Origin of the sequence: Zoogloea sp. (assembly GCF_028689785.1) — a bacterium.
Classification (GTDB): domain Bacteria; phylum Pseudomonadota; class Gammaproteobacteria; order Burkholderiales; family Rhodocyclaceae; genus Zoogloea.
The window spans coordinates 31,375-53,830 of record NZ_JAQVCN010000007.1 but is presented as its reverse complement, the minus strand read 5'-3'; the positions used below and the strand labels follow the sequence as shown (position 1 = coordinate 53,830).

Below are 22,456 nucleotides of genomic sequence, written 5' to 3'. Positions count from 1 at the left end.
ATGCCGGCACAGTGCCCCGGACTGGCCTCAGCGGATGACGTCGACAATCTCGACGCCCATCTCGTAGAGGCCACCTTCCAGGCCATGGCAGCGACGCACCCGCACCCGGGCATGCAGCGGCATGAAGGGGCCGCCGTGCTCCGGGGGCAGCACCGCGACCTCGAAAACTTCGTCCATGCGCGGGACATGGGTGGAGTGGATGGTCATGCCCCCAACCCCCAGTTCAACGCAATCGCCGACGATGGGTGCGGCAGCACCGGCGAGCTTGATACCCACCTTGCAACCCAGAGGGATGCGACGATCCCGACGACGTTCGCTCATGCGGTCCATTTGATCAAATCCTGCGGTCGAAGCGCGCACCTTACGAAACTCGGCCCGCCGCGGCAAGGTTCAGAGACGCTTGCAGGCAGCGCAACAGGAGCTCATGGCGGGCTCGAAGCAAGCGGGGCGGGCAGGCGGCGCAAGCGAATCTCGCCGAACGCCACACGCCGGGAGAAAGGGCGCGTGCTGTCAATGCCCTCCTCCCAGGCCGTCACGTCGTAACCGGCAAAACCTGGCTGGCTGGCCAGTTGGGCCGCCCACCGGGAAAACACCTGGCGCGCCTCGCCGTCGCCACCGGAGTGCAGAGCCTTCATGCGCAGAGCAAGGCGATAACGCTCGTCACCCAAGCGCGCCTCCTGCAGGGTCCAGTTGGGGGCCAACGGGTCCACCAGGGCGTACACGGCCACTCCGGCCGCCAGGGCCGGAATTTTCAGATAGCCGTTATCCAGAGCCACCACTGCCGCGGTCGGAAGCAGCAACCAGTCGTGGGGCGGCTCGCCGATGGTGCTGCAGGCCCCCAACAGGCTGGTCAGGACAGCCAGCGCCGGCAGCTGCGGGGAGCACGGACGCATCACGGATCAGCTACCCAGGTAGTTGAACAGGGACAGGTTGCTGACCCGCATGAAGCTCTGCTGGGCGGCCTGCAGATAGGTCTGCTGCTGGACCAGATTGCTGACCGCCCCGGCGTAATCCACATCCTGCAGCCGCGACAGGGTTTCGGCATATTGGAGATCCAGGTCAGCGTTGATGTTTTGCTGGGTCTCAACCTCGACCATACGTGACCCCACCCCCGAGCGCACCTGGCTGATGCTGTCCTGGGAGGCATCCATGCCGGCGATGGTCTGGGTGACGGCAAAGCGATTGAGCTTGTCGTTACCCGAATTGAGGGCGCTGACGAAGTTGCCGATGACGTCAAAGGTGCTGGCCACCGTGGACAAGGTGTAGCTGTCGCCCGCCGCCGGCGTGCCGGTGAGGGTCATGCTGATGCCGCCGAAGCTCAGGGTGGTGTCGCTGCCGCTCGTCGTCACGGTGGGTGTGATCGGCGAGGCATGGGTCGGATCAGCGGTGGAATCGAAGATCTGGTAGGTGGGGCCGGCGCTCACGTTGATCGCGTAGGTATGCCCGTTGTAACCCGCCAGGCTGGTGCCCGATGCCATCGCAGTGCCGGTATTGCCCGCCGCCGACAGGGCAAAGGCCGAACCGCTGGGGGCCCGGATCTGATTGAATATCTCGTCACCCGAACTGGTGATCGGCAGGTTGCGCGACGAGGATATCTGCAGGGTGCGAGTGCCCTGGTCACCCTGATAGGTGACGCCGGCAGCCATGCTGCCGACAAAGGGCTGGGCGTTGCTGCGATAGCCCGCGAAGATGTAATCGCCAGAGGAGTCCTGACTGTTGGCGATGGACTGAAGAGCGGAGAACTGTTGCTCCAGATCGGACGCGATGGCCGCACGCTCCGAGTTGGAATACGCCCCGTTGCCCGCCTCGACGGCGCGGGTGCGCACGTAGGTGATCAGGTCGTTGGCGGCATCGAGCTTGCTGTCCACCACCCGCAGGGCATCACTGGCGTAGCCCTGATTGGCGGTATAGAGGGCGTTGACGCTCTTCGACTGGGAAACCTCAAGGGCCCGGGCAGAAGCCACGGGGTCGTCGGAGGGCTTGAGGATTCGCCGGCCGGTAGCCACCTGCTGCTGGGTGTCGAGCAGCTGGGCATTCTGACGCTGGATCTGCGACAGGCCGGAGTCAAAGATCATCCCGGTGGTGACGCGCATGATGGACTCCTTCCGTATTAGCGACCGAGGGCCAGGACTTCGTCGAAGAGCTTGGAGGCGATGCTCATGACCTTGCCTGAGGCCTGGTATGCCTGTTGATAACGGATCAGATTGGCCGCTTCTTCATCGAGATTGACACCAGCCACCGATTGCTGGGCCTTGGTGGCCTGCTGTACCAGGCTTTCCTGGGCATCCCGGTTCACCTCCACCTCTCGCGCCTTGTTACCGATGGTGCTGACAAGCTGGGAATACACTGATTGAAAGGTGGCAGAGGGTTGGCCATTGGCCGAGAGCAGCGTCTTGGTGGTCTGCAGATTGCCGAGCAGCACGGCGTTGCGGCTGTCCGACACCCCGCCAGTGTTGGGGCCAATGCTGAAGGTGTCGTTGTCCTGGATAGCCCCGGTAAGCGTGAACTGGGCACCACCGAAGCTGATGCTCATACCGCTGCTGTAGGGGATGGAAGTCACCGGCGCGGCGAGGGTCACCGGGCTGCCGTTGAGGGGGGTGTAGGTGACCGGCAGGGTAGCCGGAAAGCCGCTCAGGTTGCCCCCAGAGTAGGTGAGCTTGAGTGGGGAGGCACTGGTGCCGAAACTGGCCAGGTCGGCGGTGCTGGAAATCACCGGGGCGCTGATGCTGCCGCTGCCTAGATTGCCGGTGGTGGCATTCGAGGCCAGTGGAGCTGCGGCGGCGACCATTCGGGTGTCGGTGATCGACACCCCGATGTTGGCGGCGGCGTAGCGGGTCGGCAGGATCAGGAAGCTGTCACCGACCTTGGAGACCGCGGCCGGTGTGATGTCAAGGCCGATGCTCGCCGCAGTCACCGAGGCGCCGTCGGAGATTCGGGTCAGGGAATAGCCGCCGGTGGTGTTGGTGAAGGTGAGCTTGTAGTCGTCACCACTGAGCTTGGACATGTCGGCAAACTGCACGTCCGGGGTGGCGGTGGTGGCGCTGGAGAAGCGCTGCACGGCCACCTGAGGCGCAGTGAAGAAATTGGTACCCAGACTACCGTTGAGATCCTGCCCGAGGGCGTGCTGGGCATTGAAGGCCGTGCTCAGGCCCGCAGCGATCAGCCCGAGCTGGTTCTGGGCTGCGTCCAGGGAACCGGAGCGCATGCCCAGCAGGCCGCCCAGCTTGCCACCACCCAGCAGACTTTCCGGAATGGTGATGGCAGCGCCGCTCTGGGTGACGATGTTGACGTCGAAACGGGCCGGGTCGGACGGCGAGGCCTGGGCCGCCAGCTTGGTGGCGGTGGTACCGACCACCAGGGGCTGGCCGGTGCCGATGAACACCGAAAGGGAGCCGTCACTGGCCTCGGTGGTGGACACGCGGGTCAGTTGGTTGAGCTCCTTGACGAGACGATCCCGGGTGTCGAGCAGATCGTTGGCCGGCTGGGCCGAACCGGCCTGCTGGGCCACGGCGATCTTGTGGTTCATTTCGGCGATCTCGGTGGCGTAGGTGCTGATGGCACTTACCGTGTCCTTGATCTGGCTCTCCAGGCCGGCGCGCACATCGTTGAGGCGCTCGGAAAGGTTCTGGAAGCGGGCCACGAGACTCTGGGCCGTGGAGATCATGGATTGCCGGGCTGGGATGCTGGAGGGGTTGGCCGCCACCTCCTGCACACCCTCGAAGAAAGATGCGACCGCCGGCGTCAGACCCACCGTGGGATCGGCCAGCAGATTGTCGATCTGACTGATCTCGGTGCTGTAGGTGTCGTACTCGTTGAACTTGGTCTCGGCGGACAGCACCTGACTGCTCAGAAAACCGTTGTAGGCACGCTTGACGGTATCAACCTTGGTCCCCTCGCCAAAGAAGCCCGCACCGGTAAACAAGGCCGGGTTGGTGCTCTGCACGGTGCTCTGACGGCTGTAGCCCGTCGTGCCGGCGTTGGAGATGTTGTGGCTGGTCACCACCAAGCCCGCCTGGGCGGCGTTGAGGCCAGTGAGACCGATGTTGAAGAGGCTGCTGCCCATGATCCGCTTCCTTGGTTCGGGGGAGTTCAAGGAAGGCAGTGCAAGAACTTTGCCAGCTCACGCCGGCCCGCCGAAAAGTCCTCAGGCGCTGCGGGTGGCGCTGGCGGCAAGCGCCGTACGCAGGGTGTTGCCGTTGATGATTCGGGCAAGCTTGTCGGCGTACTGGGGGTCGGTGGCATAGCCGGCCGACTGCAGGCTGCGGGCAAAGGCCACGGCATCGTCCTGCCCCGCCACCCCGGCGTAGCGGGGGTTGTTGCGGATCAGACGGGCGTAGTCCTGGAAGGATTCGGCATACGAGCCATAGGCCCGGAAGCGCGCATTCTCGCGGGTTGCGACGCCATTTCTGTATTCGGTGGTGGCCGTGTTCACGGTACCGCCAGTCCAACTGCGGCTGGCCTTGATGTTGAAGAGGTTGTGGCTCGGGCTGCCATCGGCGTTCTTCAGCTCATGCTTGCCCCAGCCGGTTTCGAGGGCCGCCTGGGCCACCAGGAAGCGCGCCGGAATGCCCGTGACCCGGCTGGCCTCGACAGCCTGGGGCCACACTTTGTCTACAAAGGCGCGGGGGCCGGCCCCCGCCGGCATGTTGGGCAGGCTTGCCGGTGCAGTACCCGCCGAAGCGGCAGCCGGCAGCGGCGCGGCAGTTTTTGCCGTCGACATTGCCGCTCCACTTGCCGAAGCTTCCGTCGCGCCCGGAGATACAGCCGCTGCAAAGCCGCGACGGATCGCCCCATCCAGCGGTACGCTCCCCTCTGGCTGCAGCACCGGCTCCTGGCCGGCCGACAGCTGGCGTTCGATCACCCGGGCCAGGCCGATGCCGCCACCCCGCGTGGCCAGCTGGAGGGACATCTGCTGATCGAGCATGGATTGGTACATGCGCGACTCTTCACTATCGAACATGCTGTTCTTGGGGCTCGCGTCGCGCATGGACTTGAGTACCTGCTGGAGAAACAGGGCCTCAAACTGCTTGGCCGCCTCACGGGTGGCCTCGGGGGAGTTCTCCTTGGACAGGCGGCGCAGCCCCGACAGCGTGTTGGGGTCGAGGGCATTGATCTGGCTGAAATCCTGGGCCGCCATCAGATCACCTCCAGTTCGGCACGCAGTGCACCGCTGGCTTTCATGGCCTGCAGGATGGAGATGAGCTCAAGGGGGTTGGCGCCCACGGCATTGAGGGCCTTGACCACATCGGCCAGGTTGGTGCCTCCCTTGATGTTGAAGAGGGAGCTGCCCTCCTGCTTGATATCGACCGAGCCCTTGTTGGTGACCACCGTCTGGCCGCCGGAGAGGGGGCCGGGCTGGCTGACCTGCGGGTCATTGCTGACCGTGACGGTGAGGCTGCCGTGGGCCACCGCGCAGTTCTGCAGGGCCACCTTCTGGTTCATCACCACCGAGCCGGTGCGGGAATTGACGATGACCTTGGCTGCCTGCATGGCCGGGGTCACATCGAGGTTTTCGAGCCGGCCAAGAAATGCCACGCGCTGGTTGGGGTCTTCTGGCGCCCGGACCTGAATCTGCCGGCCATCCACAGCCTGGGCGCTGCCCGGAGCAATGCGGTTGATGGCATCAACCACGTTCTGGGCGGTGCCGAAGTCGGCGTCGTTGAGCTCGACGAAAACCGAGCCCCCCTGCCCCACCGGGCTGGGCACGGCCCGCTCGACCGTTGCCCCGCCGGGGATGCGCCCCGCCGACAGGTGATTGACGGTGACCTTGGTACCGCCCGCAGCACCGCCGGCGCCGCTGACTGCCAGATTGCCCTGAGCCATGGCGTAGATCTGGCCGTCAGCGCCCTTCAGCGGCGTCATGACCAGGGTGCCGCCCTTGAGGGAGCGGGCGTTGCCCATGGACGAGACAGTAACGTCGATCTGCTGGCCCGGCCGGGCAAAAGGCGGCAGGTTGGCGGTGACCATCACCGCAGCCACATTACGCAACTGCAGGGACTGACCCGGCGGCAGCGTGATGCCCAGGTTGCCGAGCATGTTGATGATGCTCTGCACAGTGAAAGGGGTTTGGGTGGTCTGGTCGCCGGAGCCGTCCAGGCCCACCACCAGACCGTAGCCGATGAGCTGGTTCTGGCGCACCCCGCCAATGGAAGCGAGATCCTTGAGGCGCTCGGCGCAAACCGGCGTGCTCGTCAGCACACCAAGGCAGGCCATCAGGGTCACACAGAGTCTGGAGATCCGCTTCATGACCGGTCTCCTCAGAAGGGCAGCACGTTGGTGAAGAAGCGCTGCATCCAGCCCATGCGCTGAGTCTCGTCGATGTAGCCGTTGGCCTTGTATTCGACCCGGGCATCGGCCACCTGAGTGGACTGGACGGTGTTGCCGCCGGTGACATAGACCGGATTGACCACGCCGGAGAAACGGATGAACTCGTTGCCCTGGTTGATGGCCACCTGCTTTTCGCCGGAGACCAGCAGATTGCCGTTGGGCAGCACCTCGATGACCGTGGTGGTGATGGTGCCGCGAAAAGCGTTGTTGGCCGCAGCATCGCCCTTGCCTTCAAATTTGTTGGCGTCGGAGGCGGTGGCACCCAGCCCGGCCAAGGCCGCCAGGGGCACCTTGGCGAGAGCCGAGATGGAGGCGCTGAGAGTGGCGTTGCGCTCGGCGTTGGCCGAGGACGACTTGCTCGCCTGGGTCTGCTCGACCAGGTTGATGGTGATCACATCGCCCACAAAGCGTGCCCGCCGATCTTCGAACAGGGGCCGCGAGAAGCTCGGCTGGAAGATCGAGCCAGGCTGGGCGGCCTGGGCGGTACGCGGTTCGGGGCGGACGCTCAGGGGCTGGTGCACCGCCGTCGGCGGGGTGGTCTGCAGGGCCGAGCAGCCGGCCAGCGCAGCCAGAAACAGGGGGGACAGAATGCGGAACGCATGCATGATCGTTCTCCGCCCGGCGGGCATTTACAGGGAAGTCAGCTTGCCGAGCATGTTGTCGGAGGTGGACACCGCACGGGAGTTGAGCTCGTAGGCGCGCTGGGTCTGGATCATCAACACCAGTTCCTCGGCCACATTGACGTTGGAGGTTTCCAGGTACTTGTGCGCCAGAGACCCGACACCGTTGGTGCCCGGGGTGTTGGGGTTGGGTGCGCCGCTGGCCGCGGTTTCCAGGTAGAGGTTTTCACCCACACTCTGAAGGCCACCCGGGTTGACGAAGCCTACCAGCTGGATGTTGCCGATCTGCGCCGGCGCAGCCTGGTTGGGCAGGGTCACCGACACCACGCCGTCCTTGCCAATGGTCACCGACAAGGCGTTGGCGGGAATGGTGATGGCCGGCTGCAGGGCATAGCCGTTGGCAGTGACCATCTGACCATTCGCGTCCCGCTGGAATGCGCCGTCGCGGGTGTAGGCGGTGGAGCCGTCGGGCAGCAGGATCTGGAAGAAACCCTCGCCCTGAATGGCTACGTCGAGGGCATTGCCGGTCTGGTTGAGATTGCCCTGGGTATGGATGCGCTCGGTAGCTATGGGGCGCACACCGGTACCGATCTGCAGGCCGGAGGGGATGGTCGTCTGCTGGGTGGACTGGGCGCCCGGCTGCCGCAGGTTCTGGTAGAGCAGATCCTCGAACACCGCCCGGGCACGCTTGAAGCCGTTGGTGGAGACGTTGGCGAGGTTGTTGGAGATGACGTCAAGTTGGGTCTGCTGGGCGTCAAGGCCGGTACGGGCAATCCAGAGGGAGCGGATCATGGGGGGCTCCAGTGTGTCAGGGGCGTGCCGCGCCGAGCGGCGGAGAAAAGGGCGGTTTCCATACTAGACACAGCAAGAGGCATTCCAGATGCAGAGCAGCGGGGGAAAGCCCCGTCATTTCCTGATCGGGCCCGCAGGCCCGGGGGTCATCAGGTCAGCGCCAGATCAGCTCTTGGCAACCAGTTGCGCCGCCGAGCGGTCCATTTCCTGAGCGACGGACAGCAATTTGGTTTGGGTTTCGTAGTGCCGGGCCAGAGAGATCATGGTCACCATCTGCTCGACCACATTGACGTTACTGCCTTCGAGATAGCCGGAAGCCACGCGAACGGCAGGATCTGCCGGTGCCGGATTGCCGTCGGCAAGGCGGAAATAGCCGTCGCCGCCCCGGCGCATGTCCTGCTCGGGTGGATTGACCAGCTTGAGCTGGCCCACGGTTGTGGTGTTGTTGCGTGCTCCGGTACGCGGAACCGCAGAGACAGTACCGTCGGAACCCACGACGACCTCCACATCGGGCGGTACGGTAATGGGGCCGCCGCCACCGACCACCGGGAGACCACTGCGGGTCTGCAGGATGCCGTTGGCGCTCACCTCCAGACTGCCATTGCGGGTGTAGGCCTCGGTACCATCGGGCAGTTGCACCGCCAGCCAGCCCTTGCCCTGCACCGCCACATCCATGGAACGGTTGGTGTGCTGCAGCGGCCCGGGGGTGAAATCGTCCGCCACACTGGCATCCACAACAAAGGCCCGGGTGGGCAGCTGGGCGTTCTGGATGGGTACCGCACGCAGGCGATGCAACTCGGCCTTGAAGCCCGTGCTGGTGGCGTTGGCCAGGTTGTGGGCCACGGCCGCCTCTTGCCCCATGGTGGCGGCGGCGCCGGTCATTGCGGTGTAGATGAGACGGTCCATGGCTCAGGCTTCCTTCAGGATCAACGCAGGTTGACCAGGGTTTGCAAGATCTGGTCCTGGGTCTTGATGGACTGGGCGTTGGCCTGGTAGGCGCGCTGCTGGGTGATCATGTTCACCAGCTCGGAGGTAAGGTTCACGTTGGAGTCTTCCACTGCCGCCGACTGCAGCACTCCCAGGCTGCCGGTGCCCGGAGCGTTGGGCTGCTCGGGGCCGGAGGCATTGGTGACGGCCCACTGGTTGCCGCCAAGGGACTGCAGGCCGTTGGGGTTCTGGAAGGACGCCAGCCACACCTGCCCCATCACCCGGGACTGACCATTGCTGAAGTTGCCCTGGATGGTGCCATCGGCATCAACGGTGAGACCGGAGAGCTTGCCGGTGGTGTAGCCGTCCTGGGTGTTCTGATTGACACCGAAGCTGTTGCCGAACTGGGTAGTGCCATCGAGGTCGACGGTGAAAGCCAGGGGTGTCACCGAACCGGTGGATACGGAGTATGACGTGGTGAAAGAGGTCGGTGTCTGGAGCACACCGTTGGCGTCGAAGCTGATGGTGTTCGGCGTATGAACCCCGGTTACCGGATCGATTTCGGGCGGAAAGCCGCCATCAAGGCTGGTGTAAACGTCCCAGATGTTGGACTGGGCTGTTTTGACGAAGTACATCGACTGAGTGTGAGCATTGCCCAGAGAGTCGTACACCGTCTGCGAGGTCGTGCTGGTGTAGCTGGTCGGGTCCGAAATACTGAAAGCACTATTGGTGGCCGTGCCGGTGGTGCCAGGCACGTTCAGCGCAGCGGCAGCCGTGCCCGTGACGTTGATGTCAGAGAGACGACCACTACGGGCAGAGGCGAAGTTGATGACCCCGGTACTGTCACTGGCCACCTTGACCCGACCCTTGAGAGAAGTCTGATCAATGGCTGTCTGGATGGCTGTCACCAGGGAACCCGTGTCCGCGTAAGTCCCCGGTGCGATGCTGACGGTGACGGGAGTGGTCGCACCATCGACGAGGATGGACAGGGTATTGGCCGGTGAAGCCCCTACCGTCAGGGACGGCGCAGCCGTACCGAACACTGCGGCCTTGCCCATGGCCGACGGCGTGGCCGAACGTGAATCCAGGTTGACGTTGTAGCCGGCGCTGGTGGTGGAGGCCGGCTTGGCGTCGCTGAAGTTGAGCTTGATGTCGCCGGTGGTGCCGGTGAGCACACCATTGGAATCCGCCAGCTTGCCGGTCAGGCGCAGACCTGCAGCGTTGACGATGTAGCCGTTCTTGTCGGTCTGGAACTGGCCGTTACGGCTGTAGGTGATCGTGCCGGCATCACTCATGCGGAAGAAGCCCTGCCCGTTGATGGCCAGATCGAGCGCGTTGCTGGTGCTGGAGATGTTGCCCTGGTTGAACTGCTGGGACACCTTGTCGATGGACGCGCCGATACCCACTTGGGTACCGCCCCCGGCCAGAGACGCGGCAAACACGTCCGAAAACTGAGCTGTAGACTGCTTGAAACCGACGGTGCCCGAGTTGGACACGTTGTTGCTGATCGCATCAAGGGCCTTGGAAGCGATGGAAAGACCGCTCAAACCTTGTTGGAATGCCATTTTTTCCTCCGCTTACAGAATCTGCTTGATATCGGACAGGCTCACCAGATTTCCGGAGCCCACGTCGAGGGATACGTTGCCGCTGCTGGTACGCAGCACGCTATTGACAGTGCTCAGTTGCAGCGGGGTGGTCTTGACCGTGTCGCTTCCGCGGGTAGCGCTGACACTGATGGTGTATTTGCCATCCACGGCCTGAGTGCCGTTGGTGGATATGCCATCCCAAGCGAAGTTGAAAACACCGGCATCCGAGGAGCCCAGCTCCATCTTGCGCACTTCAAGGCCCTTGGAATCCTTAATCGTCACGGTGACCTTGTCGGCAGCGGTGGCCAGCTCGAAACCACCATAAGCCTTGCTGCCCGACAGGGTCATGGCGGTACCCTCGACCATCACCCCCTTACCCACCAGAGCAGCAGCCTGCAAGGCCTCGCTGGACTGACTCCCCTCAAGCAGGGACGTCAGTGTCTTGTTGAGCTTGTCGATGCCATCCACAGTGCTGATCTGGGCCAGCTGGGAGGTCATCTGGGCGTTGTCCATGGGATTGAGGGGATCCTGGTTCTTCAGCTGTTCGGTGAGCAGCTTGAGGAAGCGGGTCTGGGCCTCTTCGGTCTTCGAGGTTGAGCTGGTCGAGGACTTCTGCAGGGCGGCGATGACGTCGGCGGACGTCGAGGAATTGACGGTGCTCATGATCGTTGTCCGGTGCTTACTGGCCGATGGCCAGAGTTCGTTCCATCAGGGTCTTGGCCGTGCCCATCACTTCAGCATTGGTCTGATAGGCCCGGGAGGCGGAGATCATGTTGGTCATCTCCTCCACCACGTTGACGTTGGGCATGGTCACGTAGCCCTCACCGTTGGCGGCGGGGCTCTTCGGGTCGTACACCATGCGCATCGGCGCGGCACTTTCGACCACCTGGGTAACACGCACGCCCTGGGCGGCCGGGTTGCCCATGGGGGTAGCGGCAAACACCACCTGCTTGGCCTTGTAAGGCTGGCCGTTGCTAGAGGTGATGCTGTCGGCGTTGGCCAGGTTGCTGGCGGTGGTGTTGAGCCGGGTGGACTGCGCGTGGAGCGCGCTGCCGGCCACCTGGAAGACGTTCATCATGCTCATGATCGATTCCCTTACTGGCCTTGGATGGCGCGCTGCATGCCGGAAATCAGGCCGTTGATGAAGGTGACACTGGCTTGGTACTGCACGGCATTCTCGGCGAAGGCGCTACGCTCCACGTCCATGTTGACCGTGTTGCCATCGACAGCCCCCTGCTCCTCATTGCGAAACTTCAGGTTGGCCTCCAGGGGGCTGGCGCCCGTGGCGGCCAGGTGACGGGCCGAGGTGGCACTGAGAGCCAGGTTGCCGCTCTTGCCAGCCAGGGCACCGTTCAGGGCTGCCTTGAAGTCCACATCCCGTGCCTTGTAGTTGGGCGTATCGGCGTTGGCGATATTGGAAGCGATGACCTGCTGACGGTAGGCACGCGTGTTCAGGGCGGTCTGGTGGAAACGCATCGCTTCGTCAAGTCGGCTGCTCATTCGGATCACCTCTAAAGTTTGTTGCCACACGTACCGTCATTCCTGCCTGGGGTGCGCTGTGGTTTGCGTCCACTCCTTTGCACCTTCCATGCCAGCCATCCTAAGGGCGCGGAGACCCGACAGAAGGGCCGAACAGGCGGCAATTCCCACGCCAATTTGCCCTCCTCCCACCCAGCGCATGCTGCCGCTCCGGCAAGTTGCCGGCAAAGTTTGCCGCCCCACCCTTCTTTCCCGGCCAACTCGAAATGACCCGGGAAAGAAGCTCTGTTTCTCCCGGCACAAGAGGGACCAACATGGTTGAATAGCCATCTCCCCCAACGGCCACCGCCATGCTCCGCTCCGCTCCCCTGTTCGGCCTCACCCTCCTCCTGCTGCATGCCCTGCCGCTTCAGGCCCGCCAGGAGCCGGCGCCGGTACGGGCCGAAGTCAACCGCTTCCTTGACCTGCAAAGCCGCAGCCTGCCTGGAGAGGTACGCATCCAGGTGGGTGAGTTCAACGGCGACAATGGCCTGGCCCCCTGCGTACAGCTGGAGGCCTTTCTGCCAGCAGGGGCACGGGCCTGGGGACGAGTGTCGGTGGGAGTGCGCTGCCTCGCGCCCAGCCCTTGGACGGCTTATGTGCCAGCGGAGGTCCGGGTCAAGGGGCTGTATCTGGTCAGCGCCGGGCCGATCACGGCGGGCCAGGTTCTTGGCCCTGCGGATATCCTCAGGGAGTCCGGCGAGCTCACAGCCCAGGCTGCAGACGTGCTCACCGACCCGAGCCAGGCAGTTGGGTACGCCGCGCGGATCAGCCTTGCCGGCGGCCGCCCCCTGGCCGCCAGCCATCTGCGCCTACCCCCGGCCGTCCTCCAGGGGCAACCCGTCAAGGTGGTTTCCCGCGGCGCCGGCTTCCAGGTGGCCAATGATGGCTTAGCCCTGAGCAGCGCCGCAGATGGGCAGCCGGCCCAGGTCCGCCTGGGCAATGGCCAGGTGGTGCGGGGCACTGCCCGCAACGGCGGTATAGTGGAAATCACGCTCCCCTGAACAGGGGCCTGCCCCCACAGCCCGAATCGGTTAAAGTTTCGCTTCCATGAGTCGTTGACCCCCTCGACATGTGGAAGAAAGGGCAATGCCATGAAGATTGATAACTCTGTCAAATCAGCCGCGGGCCTGCCGCCCAACGACGGCCGAACCCGCTCTGCCAAGGAATCCCCGAAGACCGAATCGGCCAGCGGTGGCGGAGAAAAGGTTGAACTGTCCTCCCTCTCTGCACGGCTGCAGCAGATGGAAGAGACCATCGCCAACACCCCCGTGGTGGACAGCGCCAAGGTGGACGAAATCAAGCAGGCCATCACCGAAGGTCGTTTCAAGGTGGATACCGGCAAGGTTGCCGACGGCCTGATCGAAAGCGTTCGCCAGATGCTGACCGCACAGCCGGGGCCAGCCTGAAGTGGCTGTCGATCCCGGCCTCACGCAGCGCCTGGCTCACCTGATTCACGACGAACAGGCTGGCCTGAAGGCTTTCATTGCCCTTCTGCAGCGGGAAGAAGCCTTGCTCGTGGAAGGCCAGATCGACGCCCTCACCGCCCTGGCGGAAGAAAAGACCAGCCTTTACCGCGCACTGCAGCGCCTCTCCGACGACCGCACGGCGATGTTTGCCCGCCTTGGGGCCAAGGTCAGCAACGATAACATCCGCATCGTCCTGACGAACTCCCCAGATGCGCTAGCGGCCTGGGATGTGGTTGTAGCCCTGGCCGGCGAGGCCAAAGAGCGCAACCGAGTCAATGGCCAATTGATCACCGAACGCCTCCAGAACAACCAGCAGGCACTGAGTACGCTGCTGGCCGCTGCCGAGCACCCCCAGATCTACGGCCCTGATGGCCAATCGCGCCCCACAGCCTCAAGCCGTCACTTCGGCTCGGTCTAGGCATGCTCTTCTTCGCCCCCATCTCGAATACTAGGCCACTGGCACCCCATCACGCCACTTCCAACGGCAAGCGTTAACGCACGGGAGAAGCCGGATCGGCCAGTGCCGACGATGGCACGGGGGGTACGGCATCTGCCGGGAGGATGGAGTCCGTGACACCGGAAGCCTTCACCGGCTTGACCACCTCTGCTTCGACCACACGAGATTCGATCAGGATGGTGACCCGGCGATTGCGCGCCCGCCCCTCTGCGGTGGCATTGTCGGCCACGGGACGCTGATCCCCGTAGCCCGCCGCGGTCAGGCGTGACGGTTTGACGCCACCATCAACAAACAGGCGCACCACGCTCGACGCCCGCACGGCCGAGAGCTCCCAGTTGGACGGAAACATCGCCGTGGCGATAGGCGTGACGTCGGTATGGCCTTCTACGGTGATCGGAAACTCAGCCCCGGCCACCACCTCGGCCACGGCACGCAGAGCACGCACGGCATCGGCCCCGAGCTGGGCACCGCCGGGAGCAAACAGCACACTGGCATTGATCTCCACAGTAATCCCAAAAGCGCCCTCGGTGACCCGCACCTGCCCGTCAGCCACCAGGGGGGCGAGCACCTTGCGGATTTCCTCAGCCATATTTTTGACCCTCTCAGCCCTGGACTTGCGAATCTCCTCGGTCTCCGGCACGTCTGACGGCGGCGGCGTGACATGGGGGCGGATGGATGGAATGGGGCTGGAGATGATGCTGGGGCTGTCCTTATTGTCGGAGATGTTGCGAAAGGCGCTCACCACCGAATCGGACATGATTCGGTACTTGCCTTCATTTAGGGACGAAAGGGAATACATCACTACAAAAAAGGCAAACAACAGGGTAATGAAGTCCGCGTAGGAAACGAGCCAGCGTTCGTGGTTCTCGTGCTCCTCCTCGCCCTTGCGACGCCGCGCCATACCTCAGCCCCCGTAGCCCTTGAGGCGGCTTTCGATGATGCGCGGGTTATCACCGTTGGCGATGCCAACCAGTCCATCCAGCACCATCTCGCGCATGGACACCAGTGTGCCAACGACGCCCAGCAGCTTCTTGGCCACCGGCAGGAAGATCAGGTTGGCCGAGCCCACCCCGTAGATGGTGGCCACGAAAGCGACCGCAATCCCCGACCCGAGCTTGGACGGATCGGAGAGGTTTTCCATCACATGGATCAGCCCCATTACCGCACCGAGAATGCCGATGGTCGGGGCATAGCCGCCCGCGGCCTCCCAGATCTTGGCTCCCTGCTTCAGCTGGCCTTCCCAGGTGTCGATCTCCACCTCAAGCACCTCGCGCAAGCGCTCTGGCTCAACCCCATCGACAAGTAACTGCAAGCCCTTCTGAATGAAGGGATCATCAATCGCCGGAATCTGGCTCTCCAGGGACAACAACCCTTCCTTGCGGGCCACCTGGCTCCAGTTCACGACCTGTTCGATAAGGATTGAATGCTCCTGCATCGGCGGCACAAAGACCCACTTGGCCATTTGCATTCCGGTACGGAAGACTGCGGCGGAGCTTTGCAACATCACCGCCCCAAGGGTGCCGCCAATGACGATGAGAAAGGCCGTGGGCTGGATAAGGGAGCCCACATGCCCCCCCTCAAGCACCTGCCCGACCAGGATGGCCGCGAGGGCCAGAGTGATGCCAATGAGACTGATGCTATCCATGGGAATATCCGCTCAGCGTCTCAGGAGGCGGTTGCGCGGCGACCCCGCCCCCGACCTTCACCCTTCACTTTCGGCGCATTCTGGATGGCCCCGGAAATGCGCGAGCGCAGGCGGGCGATGGCCTGGCTGTGCAGCTGACACACCCGGGACTCGGAGACTCCGAGCACTTCGCCAATCTCGCGCAGGTTCATGTCCTGTTCGTAATACAAGCCCATCACGGTCTTTTCCCGATCGGGCAGATCATCAATGGCCTTGATCAGCACATCGCGCATGTTCCCTTCGAGCAGCAAGGTCAGAGGGTCGTTACCCTCGATGGTGATGTGACGCTCCAGGTAATCGTCCTCGCCTTCGCCGGAAAAATCTTCGAAGTACACGAGCTGGTAGCCCCGCGCCTCCTGCAGCATGTGCTGGTAATCGGCCAGGGGCAGACCCAGGGATTCGGCCAGCTCCGTCTCGGTCGGGTGCCGGCCGTGCTGCTGCTCAAGCTGATGCACGGCAGCCTCGATACGTCGCATATCGCGGCGCAAACTGCGCGGCAACCAGTCGTTCTCGCGCAGGCCATCCAGCATAGCCCCGCGAATGCGCTGCACGGCATAAGTTTCAAACTGGGCCCCCAGACCCTCCTCATAGCGGTTGATGGCATCGAGCAATCCGAGCATGCCGTTCTGGATGATGTCTTCAACCTGCACGCTGGCTGGCAGCTTGGCCATCAGGTGATAGGCAATGCGCTTGACCAGCGGGGCGTACTGGACGACGAGCTGTTCCTTGTCGAGGGTACCGGAGGCGGTGTACATCTTTGCTCAGCTTTCTGGTCTGGTTTTCCGGACGGTGCAAGACGTCACAAGAGTCTCATCGGCACCGATAGGCTTCTACGTGATCTACGTAACAATATCTCACAAAGATGCATTCAACCGGCCACGCCGGCCTGGGCCGACCAGGCCCGGAGACGCCGGATGAAGGCACTCGCACCCTCGGCCGGATGGCGCTCCCCTAGGGGAGCAGTCATTGAATCAGCCAGGCCATCGCGCTCCACCTCGCCCCGCCATACCAGCGGCAAACCCACATGGCGTCCGGTGAAGTCGTTGAGGCTGGCAAACAGCGCCGTGGCATCGGCCCTGTCGCGAGCGCCGCTGACCGCCACTTCAAGGGACCCCGCACCGGCAGCAGCCAACCCCTTGATCCACTGGCAGGCTCCCCGCGCACCCACGCCGCTAGCCTCGACGACGAGCAGCCGGCGCCCGGCAGCCCGGGCGAAAGGGGTCAAACGCCGGGCATCACCCACCGCATGGATGGCCAGCAGATCAGCGCGACGCTGCAACTCGGTAATCCCCGCTTCGAGACGGGCGTGATGGGCGTCATCAAGCAGCGAAACGGCGTGCACGGTGGCGGCCGCCGGAACGACCCACAGCCCGTCAGCGACCTCGCGCATGTTTTCGGTTACGTCGTGCTGGCCCTGCAGGGCTCCGAGCAGATCTCCTCCTTCGGGAAAACCGAAGGCGCTCAGCAGCGAGCCGTCCTCAGGGGCGTGCTCGTCGAGCACCACGACCCGACGGGCACCTTCAGTCAGTGCCACGAGGGTTTGCAGGGCCAGAGCCCTGGGCAAACGGCCGGCGGTGAACAACGCCACCACCGCCGACGGAGTGCGACGAAACAGGCGGCGCAGGCCGGCGGCCTGATCGGATGCGTGCAACATCTCAGAGGCCTCCGCGCAGGCTGGACGTGGCCGGCTTGGCGGCAGACGCCATCAGCAGGCCGGCCTCAAGGGGCTCAAGGCGAAAGGGCGATGCGGCCGGCAGCTCCTGGAGGGCCTGGCTCAACAGCATGTCACGCTTGGGCAAATGCAGATCTTCCGGCACACGCTGGCCATTCGCCACGTAAAACACTTCAACCTGGTGCCGGATGGCCACGTCGAGCACCGGCGCGAGGGACATGGCCTCGTCCATCTTGGTGAGGATGACACCGGCCAGATCATCACCGGCGTAAGCCCTGACCACGTCGTCCAGGGTGTCTCCGCGGCTGGTGGCGTTGAGCAGCAGAAGGCGCGAGACCTTGCCAGCCCCCGTTAGCATGGCGGCCTGCTCGGTCACCATCTTGTCGCGCTGGCTCATCCCCATGGTGTCGATCAGCACCATGTGCTTGTCGCGCAGACCGGCCAGGGTTTCCCGCAGATCGGTAGCGTCGCGCACAACAAACACCGGCACCCCCAGGATGCGGCCGTAGATGCGCAACTGCTCATGGGCGCCGATCCGGTAACCGTCGGTAGTGATCAGGGCCAGCTTGTCGGCGCCATGGCGAACCACACAACGGGCGGCCAGCTTGGCTGTGGTGGTGGTCTTGCCGACCCCGGTCGGGCCGACCAGGGCAAACACGCCGCCCCGATCGATGATGTCGGCATCACTGGCCATAGCACGGAAACGCTGATCAAGGGCTTCGTGGAGCAGGCGGTGGGCATCCTCGGGGGCTTCGTCCTCGGGCACGCTCTCGGCCAGCTCCCGGGCCAGCACGGCAGAAAAGCCAGCCTCCAGCAGATCGCCGATGAGGCGGGTGCGCCCGGGGGCGCTACGCCCCATCTCACCCCAGGCAAAACCGGCGAGCTGACGCTCGATCATCTCGCGAATGGCCGCCAGCTCATTGGCCATCTGGGAATTAGCGGACTCAAGGGCGCGGATTCGGGCTTCCTCCTCGCCCCCCGCGGGGCGCTGACGCGGTGGCGCCTCGCGAGCAGGAGCGGCATCGGTACGTAGCGGCGAACGCGGCGCAGGGGCGGCAGGCTCGGCGGGCGGGCGGCGAGCCTGGGTGGAGGCCGCGTTGAAGACATCCCGGGAAAGCTCGACCCGAGGCGGGCTAAAAGGCTGCATCTCCGGCGACCGAGGAGCCGCAGGCCGGGGCTGAACGGCCGGGGCTGGCGCAGGGGAAGCCGCCGGGCGGGAAGCTGCCGCACGGGACAAGCTAAGCCGGAAATCGTCGTCAAAGAAATCTTCGGCAACCTTGGGGCGCGGAGCAGGAGCGGGAGCGGTCGATGCAGCCGGCGGCGGCGCCACAGGCACGCTCTGGGCGGCCTGCGCGCGCGCGCGCTGGAGGGTGGCCACATCGCCCGCTGGCAGGGCAAGGATCTCCACTCCGCCGTTGGCCGCGCGATTGGACAGCACCACCGCGTCCGGCCCGAGCTCGTCCTTCAACATGCGAAGGGCCTCGCGGGCGGTTTTGGCAAAGTAGCGCTTGACGTTCATGCTCCTGTCTCCGGGGTACGAAGGCTTTCATGGGCCCACGATGGGCACTTCGGTAGCTTCGATTATCACCAGCAGCCATGCTTTCGATGGCCGGGAAAAGACAGGTTTTAGGGCGCTATTCCCCCGACAGGGGCAGAGAAACTCAGGATGAGACGGAAATCATGGCCGATACGCGAATCAAGCGCGTCTCCGGCACCTCCGAGTTGGCCACCACCTTGAGGGTCGGAACTGCCCGACGCAGGAAACGCGACAACAGCCAGCGCAACGGGGCCGGCACCAGCAGGACCGGGGGCAGACCGGTATCCTCCATGCGCTGGGCCGCGGCCGCAGTCTCCCGCAGCAAAGCGTCGGCCAGCCCCGGCTCGATGGCCCCGCCATCGGGCCCACCGCCAGCCATGGCCTGCATGAGCACCCGCTCCAGGCCCGGATCGAGGGCCATGACCTGGACCTCGCCATTGCCTGGGAACAGCCCCTGGACGATCGCCCGCCCCAGGGCCTGACGCGCCCGGGTGGTGAGCTCGAGAGGATCCTGAATGCGCGGGGCGTGCTCGGCCAGCACCTCGACGATGGTGCGCATGTCGCGGATATTGACCCCCTCGTCGAGCAGGTTCTGCAGCACCCGCTGGACGCTGGCCAAGGGCAACAGCTTCGGCACCAGATCCTCGACCAGCTTGGGTGTGTCCTTGGCGATATGATCGAGCAGCGCCTGGGTTTCGATGCGCCCGAGCAGCTCGGAGGCATGACTGAGAATGAGGTGATTAAGGTGAGTCGCCACCACCGTGCTGGCATCCACCACGGTGTAGCCGAGGGCATGGGCCTGCTCACGCTGGGCGGCATCGATCCACACTGCGGGCAGCCCGAAGGCCGGGTCGGTGGTATCACGGCCACTGAGGGGGCCGGACACCCGCCCCGGATTGATGGCCATGAATTGCCCCGGGAAAGCCGCACCAACCCCGATCTCAACCCCCTTGAGAACGATGCGGTAGGCGTTTGGCTTGAGCTCCAGGTTGTCGCGGATGTGCACGGGCGCCGCGAGGAAGCCGATATCCCTGGCGAATTTCTTGCGGAGGCCGCGGATGCGCTTGAGCAGCTCACCGTCCTGCCCCTTGTCCACCATGGGAATCAGGCGATAGCCCACTTCCAGGCCGAGCACATCGACCGGCGTCACGTCGGACCAGCTGGCCTCCTGGCTTTCGGCCGGCACCACCGGCGCGGCACTCGGCGCTTCAGCCTCTTCGACCAGCTCGGCCTGGCGCGCACCACCCCGCCAGGCAAGATAGCCCAGGCCGCTGGCCAGCAGCAGGAAGACGAAGTTGGGCATACCCGGGATCAAGCCCAGAATGCCGAGGATTGCCGCAGTGAGCACCATCACCTGCGGATTCGAAAAAACCTGCCCGATGACCTGGGAGCCCATATCCCCATCATCGCCCACCCGCGACACCACCAGGCCGGCGGCCACGGAGATGATGAGGGCCGGCAGTTGGGCGACAAGCCCGTCGCCAATGGTCAGCAGCGTGTAGTTGGTAGCAGCCTGGCCCAGCTCCATGTTGTGCTGGAGCACGCCGACGACCAGCCCGCCGACCACGTTGATGGCCATGATGAGGATGCCTGCCACGGCATCACCGCGCACGAACTTGGAAGCACCGTCCATGGCGCCATAGAAATCGGCCTCTTGAGAGGTCTCCGCGCGCCGGCGCTTGGCTTCCTTTTCATCGATGAGGCCGGCGTTGAGGTCGGCATCGATGGCCATCTGCTTGCCAGGCATGGCGTCGAGGGTGAAACGGGCACCCACTTCAGCGATCCGCCCCGCGCCCTTGGTGATCACCACGAAGTTGATCAGGGTCAGGATGATGAACACCACCAGGCCGACCGCCGTGTTGCCGCCCACCAGGAAGTGGCCGAAGGCCTCAATCACCTTGCCGGCGGCATCGGGGCCGGTATGGCCCTCCAGCAACACGACCCGGGTAGACGCCACATTGAGGGACAGGCGCAGCAGGGTGGTAACCAGCAGCACCGTCGGAAAGACCGAAAAATCCAGAGGCTTGCGGGTGTACATCGCCACCAGCATCACCATCACCGATACCGCGATGTTGAAGGTGAACATCAGATCCAGCACAAAGGCCGGCAGCGGCAGCACCATCATCGAGAGGATCAGGATGATGAGCAGCGGGCCGGCCAGGGTGCGGATGTTGCCCGGGGCGAAGAGCGTACGCAGGTTCAGGCTACCGTTCATGGCTGCCATGGTCTCCCGTTTCGGGCCGGGAGAAAGGCCGGAAGAAACCGGGATTTCGGGGTCAATTCAACGCCCCCTCAGGTTTCAGGGGCAGCCGCAGCCGGATCCATCCCCGGCGGAACAGCCAGACCACTGGGCTGTTCTGGGGGCAGCCCCCCTTCGGCAATCCAGTGGTTAAGCTGGAACACCCAAGCCATCACTTCGGCCACCACGGTGTACAACTGGGCGGGGATCTGCTGCTCAAGCTCGCAATGGGCGTACAGCGCCCGGGCCAGCGGCGGCGCCTCAAGGATGGGGACGCCGTGCTCCCGGGCCAGATCGCGGATGTTGTGGGCGATCAGGTTCATGCCCTTGGCCACCACCACCGGTGCACCGGAACGCTCGGGGTCGTATTTGAGGGCCACCGAGTAGTGGGTCGGGTTGGTCACCACCACATCCGCCGTCGGCACCTGGGTCATCATGCGGCGGCGGGACATCTCCCGCTGTGCAGCGCGGATGCGCGCCTTGATCTGCGGGTCACCCTCCTGCTCCTTCATTTCCTGGCGCACATCTTCCTTGCTCATGCGCAGTTTGCGGTGATATTCCCAGAGCTGGTAGGGCACGTCGATGGCCGCGATGAGGGCCAAACTGCCCACGATGAACAAGGTTGCCAACAGCACGAGGCTGGCAAAGTCGTCCATGCTGGCCTCGATGGGCTGGAGCATCAGGGCAAAGAGATGGTCCCGCTCACGCCACACAACCCACACACCCACGCTCCCCACCAGGCCAGCCTTCAGGCTGGCCTTCACCATCTCGGCCAGACCGTGGGTTGAGAACATCCGGCCCAGCCCCTGCATGGGGTCGAGGCGGGTGAGATCGAAGCGCAAGGCCTTGACCGAGAAAACCCACCCCCCCATCACGAAAGGCACCGACAGCGCCGCAGCGATCAGCGCCAACAACAGAGGGGTGATGGTGAGCAGCCCGCTAGTGGAGAGGTCGGCCAGGGTCTGCAGCATGCCGGTGGGGCTAAAGGCCTGGTTGCGCTCGAAACTAAGGCCCGACTTGACCATCTGCATCATGCGATGCCCGCCCCAACGGCCGAGAACGTACAGGGCCGTCACCCCGACAATCAGCGAGATGAAGGTGGCCAGCTCCCGGGAATGGGGAACCTGGCCTTCTTCCCGGGCCTGCTCTAGCCTTCGCGGTGACGCTGATTCTGTTTTTTCGAGGTCGCTGTCTTCAGCCACGGACGACTCGACGGTTGTTCAGACCGGCTCAGGATACGCGGCGACCACCATCCATCACGGCTTGAACAGACCCGCTTTGCCAGGGCTATTCCGCGCCAGCTGTACCGCTCAGCGGACGGCTGTGTTGCTGCCGACCAGCTTCTGCATGGCGATGGCCTCCCGCTGCAGTTCCAACAGCTTGAAGCTCAGCAGCATCAACTGGTCCTCCACGTGGCCGAGAAGCTCGCGGCAGGCCTGGACGGGACCACCCGCCAGCACGCGGGTGGAGTCGATGTGCACCTGGAGTTCGGAAAGCATCGCCTCCTGGCCCGGATGGGAGGCAATGAACTGGCGCAAGGCACGCTCCCGGGCTTCGAAATAGGCTACGGGATCGCGCTCGGCAAGGTTTTTCCAGTAATCGAAGTCAAAGCCGCCCATGTGCCCTCC

General features: G+C 64.2%; 24 protein-coding genes. 3 read left to right on the top strand and 21 right to left on the bottom strand.

What is annotated here, in order from left to right:
• Positions 1 to 27: 27 nt before the first annotated feature.
• The 13 genes from PHI64_RS05590 to flgB form a co-directional block, all read right to left on the bottom strand.
• Positions 28 to 330, bottom strand: coding sequence for a PilZ domain-containing protein (locus PHI64_RS05590; protein ID WP_299879882.1), 303 nt, complete (start codon positions 328 to 330; stop codon positions 28 to 30).
• Positions 331 to 422: 92 nt separating this feature from the next.
• Complete coding sequence (locus PHI64_RS05585; RefSeq protein WP_299879879.1) at positions 423 to 893, bottom strand: hypothetical protein; 471 nt, start codon at positions 891 to 893, stop codon at positions 423 to 425.
• A 6-nt stretch (positions 894 to 899) separates the two neighbouring features.
• The gene (flgL, locus tag PHI64_RS05580; RefSeq protein WP_299879876.1) at positions 900 to 2,093 is read right to left on the bottom strand and encodes a flagellar hook-associated protein FlgL; all 1,194 of its coding nucleotides are present in this window, start codon (positions 2,091 to 2,093) and stop codon (positions 900 to 902) included.
• Between the two features lie 17 nt (positions 2,094 to 2,110).
• Entirely contained in the window at positions 2,111 to 4,063 is a 1,953-nt protein-coding gene (flgK, locus tag PHI64_RS05575; RefSeq protein ID WP_299879873.1) for a flagellar hook-associated protein FlgK, read from the bottom strand.
• Positions 4,064 to 4,144: 81 nt separating this feature from the next.
• Positions 4,145 to 5,137, bottom strand: coding sequence for a flagellar assembly peptidoglycan hydrolase FlgJ (gene flgJ, locus PHI64_RS05570; protein ID WP_299879870.1), 993 nt, complete (start codon positions 5,135 to 5,137; stop codon positions 4,145 to 4,147).
• Positions 5,137 to 6,213, bottom strand: a complete 1,077-nt coding sequence (locus PHI64_RS05565; RefSeq protein WP_299880046.1) for a flagellar basal body P-ring protein FlgI — start codon at positions 6,211 to 6,213, stop codon at positions 5,137 to 5,139. The genes flgJ and PHI64_RS05565 overlap by 1 nt, the downstream gene beginning before the upstream one ends.
• Before the next feature lie 44 nt (positions 6,214 to 6,257).
• Positions 6,258 to 6,932, bottom strand: a complete 675-nt coding sequence (locus PHI64_RS05560) for a flagellar basal body L-ring protein FlgH (protein ID WP_299879867.1) — start codon at positions 6,930 to 6,932, stop codon at positions 6,258 to 6,260.
• Positions 6,933 to 6,956: 24 nt separating this feature from the next.
• Positions 6,957 to 7,739: a flagellar basal-body rod protein FlgG gene (flgG, locus tag PHI64_RS05555; protein WP_299879864.1), complete on the bottom strand. Its 783-nt coding sequence runs from the start codon at positions 7,737 to 7,739 to the stop codon at positions 6,957 to 6,959.
• Between the two features lie 165 nt (positions 7,740 to 7,904).
• Positions 7,905 to 8,645: a flagellar basal-body rod protein FlgF gene (gene flgF / locus PHI64_RS05550; RefSeq protein WP_299879861.1), complete on the bottom strand. Its 741-nt coding sequence runs from the start codon at positions 8,643 to 8,645 to the stop codon at positions 7,905 to 7,907.
• Between the two features lie 20 nt (positions 8,646 to 8,665).
• Positions 8,666 to 10,231: a flagellar hook protein FlgE gene (locus PHI64_RS05545; RefSeq protein ID WP_299879858.1), complete on the bottom strand. Its 1,566-nt coding sequence runs from the start codon at positions 10,229 to 10,231 to the stop codon at positions 8,666 to 8,668.
• A gap of 12 nt (positions 10,232 to 10,243) precedes the next feature.
• Complete coding sequence (locus PHI64_RS05540) at positions 10,244 to 10,915, bottom strand: flagellar hook assembly protein FlgD (RefSeq protein WP_299879855.1); 672 nt, start codon at positions 10,913 to 10,915, stop codon at positions 10,244 to 10,246.
• A gap of 16 nt (positions 10,916 to 10,931) precedes the next feature.
• On the bottom strand, positions 10,932 to 11,336 hold the full coding sequence (gene flgC, locus PHI64_RS05535; protein ID WP_299879852.1) for a flagellar basal body rod protein FlgC: 405 nt from the start codon (positions 11,334 to 11,336) through the stop codon (positions 10,932 to 10,934).
• A gap of 11 nt (positions 11,337 to 11,347) precedes the next feature.
• On the bottom strand, positions 11,348 to 11,752 hold the full coding sequence (gene flgB / locus PHI64_RS05530) for a flagellar basal body rod protein FlgB (RefSeq protein ID WP_299879849.1): 405 nt from the start codon (positions 11,750 to 11,752) through the stop codon (positions 11,348 to 11,350).
• 329 nt (positions 11,753 to 12,081) lie between these two features.
• Here flgB and flgA point away from each other — a divergent pair, with 329 nt between their 5' ends.
• The 3 genes from flgA (at position 12,082) to PHI64_RS05515 (ending at position 13,657) form a co-directional block, all read left to right on the top strand.
• Positions 12,082 to 12,774 (top strand): flagellar basal body P-ring formation chaperone FlgA, encoded by a 693-nt coding sequence (gene flgA / locus PHI64_RS05525; protein WP_299879846.1) that lies wholly within the window; start codon positions 12,082 to 12,084, stop codon positions 12,772 to 12,774.
• 90 nt (positions 12,775 to 12,864) lie between these two features.
• Entirely contained in the window at positions 12,865 to 13,179 is a 315-nt protein-coding gene (gene flgM / locus PHI64_RS05520) for a flagellar biosynthesis anti-sigma factor FlgM (protein WP_296574194.1), read from the top strand.
• A 1-nt stretch (position 13,180) separates the two neighbouring features.
• A complete protein-coding gene (locus PHI64_RS05515; protein WP_299879841.1) occupies positions 13,181 to 13,657 on the top strand; it encodes a flagella synthesis protein FlgN in 477 nt (158 codons plus the stop codon).
• A gap of 73 nt (positions 13,658 to 13,730) precedes the next feature.
• On the opposite strand, the gene motD is transcribed toward PHI64_RS05515, so the two are convergent.
• The 8 genes from motD to PHI64_RS05475 form a co-directional block, all read right to left on the bottom strand.
• Positions 13,731 to 14,597, bottom strand: a complete 867-nt coding sequence (motD, locus tag PHI64_RS05510) for a flagellar motor protein MotD (RefSeq protein ID WP_299879838.1) — start codon at positions 14,595 to 14,597, stop codon at positions 13,731 to 13,733.
• Between the two features lie 3 nt (positions 14,598 to 14,600).
• A complete protein-coding gene (locus PHI64_RS05505; protein WP_299879833.1) occupies positions 14,601 to 15,341 on the bottom strand; it encodes a flagellar motor protein in 741 nt (246 codons plus the stop codon).
• A gap of 20 nt (positions 15,342 to 15,361) precedes the next feature.
• Entirely contained in the window at positions 15,362 to 16,135 is a 774-nt protein-coding gene (locus tag PHI64_RS05500) for an RNA polymerase sigma factor FliA (protein WP_299879830.1), read from the bottom strand.
• Positions 16,136 to 16,248: 113 nt separating this feature from the next.
• The gene (locus tag PHI64_RS05495; RefSeq protein ID WP_299879827.1) at positions 16,249 to 17,034 is read right to left on the bottom strand and encodes a flagellar FleN; all 786 of its coding nucleotides are present in this window, start codon (positions 17,032 to 17,034) and stop codon (positions 16,249 to 16,251) included.
• A 1-nt stretch (position 17,035) separates the two neighbouring features.
• Complete coding sequence (gene flhF, locus PHI64_RS05490) at positions 17,036 to 18,571, bottom strand: flagellar biosynthesis protein FlhF (protein WP_299879825.1); 1,536 nt, start codon at positions 18,569 to 18,571, stop codon at positions 17,036 to 17,038.
• Between the two features lie 142 nt (positions 18,572 to 18,713).
• Positions 18,714 to 20,804 (bottom strand): flagellar biosynthesis protein FlhA, encoded by a 2,091-nt coding sequence (flhA, locus tag PHI64_RS05485; protein ID WP_299879822.1) that lies wholly within the window; start codon positions 20,802 to 20,804, stop codon positions 18,714 to 18,716.
• A 77-nt stretch (positions 20,805 to 20,881) separates the two neighbouring features.
• On the bottom strand, positions 20,882 to 22,030 hold the full coding sequence (gene flhB / locus PHI64_RS05480; RefSeq protein ID WP_299879819.1) for a flagellar biosynthesis protein FlhB: 1,149 nt from the start codon (positions 22,028 to 22,030) through the stop codon (positions 20,882 to 20,884).
• A gap of 108 nt (positions 22,031 to 22,138) precedes the next feature.
• Complete coding sequence (locus PHI64_RS05475) at positions 22,139 to 22,447, bottom strand: DUF3135 domain-containing protein (RefSeq protein ID WP_299879816.1); 309 nt, start codon at positions 22,445 to 22,447, stop codon at positions 22,139 to 22,141.
• Positions 22,448 to 22,456: the final 9 nt, after the last annotated feature.